The sequence below is a fragment of the Massilia frigida genome (genome assembly GCF_011682175.1).
In the GTDB taxonomy this organism is placed as follows: domain Bacteria; phylum Pseudomonadota; class Gammaproteobacteria; order Burkholderiales; family Burkholderiaceae_D; genus Telluria_A; species Telluria_A frigida.
In genome coordinates, this window is record NZ_WHJG01000103.1 from 1 (window position 1) to 2,346 (window position 2,346).

Genomic DNA, 2,346 nt, shown 5'->3' on the forward strand with positions numbered 1-2,346 from the left:
GTCGAACTGGGGGATCGGCAATTGCCGGCGACGGCGGCACCGCGTGTCACTAGGCGCTTCGCGTTCTCGGCTGAACGCATCGCTGCGATCAAGGGATTGTCGGACTACTTCCAGCCGCAGTTCCCGCGCATTAACCCGTTTGCCATGGACTGCATGCTGGGCCGGCTCTACGCGAACCATAAGAAGCTCGACATCAGCACACGTGACTTGGCTGCGCAGTTCGGCGGTAACCATACCAAGTACCTGCGCGCCTCGCACAAGCTGAAGAATCAGCTGCGCATCCTTGAGCAACAAGCCATGGCGCGTCTCGAGCCGACGTTCATCGATCACGGCGTTATTGAAAAATTTTACTAAATGCTTTGACGTAAGTGTTCCAGCCGGTATATATTTCGGTCATTCTCGGAGTAACTGTGTACGAAGCCCGCAAACGCGGGCTTTTTGCGTTCTGGGACGTGTCTCCCTGACGTCGACCTGTCGGCGTCATTCGCCCTGCCTGGCCTTTGCCATGCAGGGCATTTTTGTTTCGGCCAATGCAAAGCATGGCGGCGTTGGGCGATAACGTTAAGCGCTATGAATCTCAACAGCGAAAGGTGGTGGTCTGTCTCGATCCGCAGCATAAGCGGGGGATATACGCACTTTCTTGTTTGCCCGGTTAGCCGGGCTTTTTTCTTCTGTGACGTACTGCCATGCCACCATCTTAATGGCCCAGCCCCACCAGCTCAAGCAATTGCTGGACGGGGAAGGCGCCAGGGTTGTGGGCCGTGAGCAGTGTAGCTACGCATCCCCAGTGGAGATACCAATGAATATCACCGACCTCATCGGCAAGGCACCCGCAGTTCTGGCGGCACCGCAGGACACCATCGTCGTTACCATCGAGCGCTACCTCACCGGCCAGCAGTTGGAGGTAATCCAGGGGTACATGCAGAAGCGCCTGCCGAACAATCCCGTGGTGCTATTGCAAAAGGGGATGACCGTCGAGGTCATGAAGCATGCGGTAGTGGAAGCGTACAGCGCCGGAATCCAAGCCTCAACCTCATCCCCGGTGGCATTCCCAATCGAGCTACTTTAGCGAGGCCGCCAGCGTGCCTCTAGTGGCGTGTAACAGGCACAGCAGCCGACGAACAAATGCCGAATCCAAAGGCAAGTGCAACACCAGGCGCGGGCGGCTGCACCATCGAACGAGCGCTATGGCGCGACGGCAATGAAGGAAATCCAATGGTAACAAGAGCAAAGTCGGTATGTCGGCAGGCCGGGTGCAGTGCGCTCGTCGATGTCTCCGGCCACTGCGATAAGCACGCAGCTGCGTACCAGAAGGCCGTCGACGCGCGACGCGGGTCGGCTTCTGAACGCGGCTACAACCGGCGCTGGCAGAAGGCCCGAGAGACGTTCCTCAACCGCTCGCCGCTCTGCGTTGAGTGCGACCGCGAAGGCGTTGCACAGGCCGCTCAGGTTGTCGATCACATCAAGGCGCATAAGGGCGATCCTGTCCTGTTCTGGAATACAGCGAACTGGCAAAGCCTGTGCAAGCCACACCATGACCGAAAGACTGCCACGGCAGACGGCGGATTCGGGCGAACCCCTGCCGCTTGAGCCGGCGGCCATCCCCACCGGCGCCCCTCACCTCCACGATGTTGCAGGCATGCATTGCGGGCAGGGCAGGAGGGGGGGCACCTCAAAGTCTGGGCCTCCCCTCATGTAGACCGTATATATCCCCCATCTTTGCGCGAGTCAAAATTTCAGAAGGGGGGGGGTGTCAAATCCAGCCCTTGCGTTGAGCTAGGGTCATTTTTTCCCGAAGGGAGTACACCATGAGCGCACAGAGCCATTTGACCGGCCTGCCAGGCGTTAACTGCGGCGCCGCCGCCACGTTCGACCGTATCAATGCGATCATCGAATCGGCAGTGCCCGACATGCCGGCGAAGCTGTCGGCCAAGGAGAAAAAGCTCTGGCATCACGTCACCGGCGCCCTCCTTGAATATGGTCTGGTGCACCGTACCGATGGGCTGGCCCTGACCATTATCTGCCGCACCTTCGTCAACTGGGTGGAGGTCAGCGAACAGCTGGACAAATACAAGGCGGACAACGGCGGAAGCTACATCATCGAAAGTTCCAACGGCTACTTCTCGCCACACCCGCTGTACTACGTCGAACGCGACCATAAAAATTCGCTCCTGAAGTGGCTACCGGAAGCGGCGTTGACGATCCCAAGCTTCCAGAAAATCAAGGGTGGTTCGCTCGACAGCCAGCAAGGCAATCTGTTCGATGACCCGATCGAGGCGTTTAAGAAAGAGAAGGCCGCGCTGGGTATTCGGCGCGTCAAATGAGCGCGCAGGTAGTTGATAGCTC

The 2,346-nt window shown here is 58.6% G+C and carries 3 protein-coding genes and 1 pseudogene; all 4 read left to right on the forward strand.

The window, feature by feature from the left end; genetic code table 11:
- Positions 1-354, forward strand: a pseudogene (locus F2P44_RS34085) (hypothetical protein); the annotation flags it as partial.
- Positions 355-799: 445 nt separating this feature from the next.
- On the forward strand, positions 800-1,069 hold the full coding sequence (locus F2P44_RS34090; RefSeq protein ID WP_167094492.1) for a hypothetical protein: 270 nt from the start codon (positions 800-802) through the stop codon (positions 1,067-1,069).
- Between the two features lie 56 nt (positions 1,070-1,125).
- Positions 1,126-1,590, forward strand: a complete 465-nt coding sequence (locus F2P44_RS34095; RefSeq protein WP_229423913.1) for an HNH endonuclease signature motif containing protein — start codon at positions 1,126-1,128, stop codon at positions 1,588-1,590.
- A gap of 218 nt (positions 1,591-1,808) precedes the next feature.
- Entirely contained in the window at positions 1,809-2,324 is a 516-nt protein-coding gene (locus F2P44_RS34100; RefSeq protein WP_167094494.1) for a P27 family phage terminase small subunit, read from the forward strand.
- Positions 2,325-2,346 lie beyond the last annotated feature (22 nt).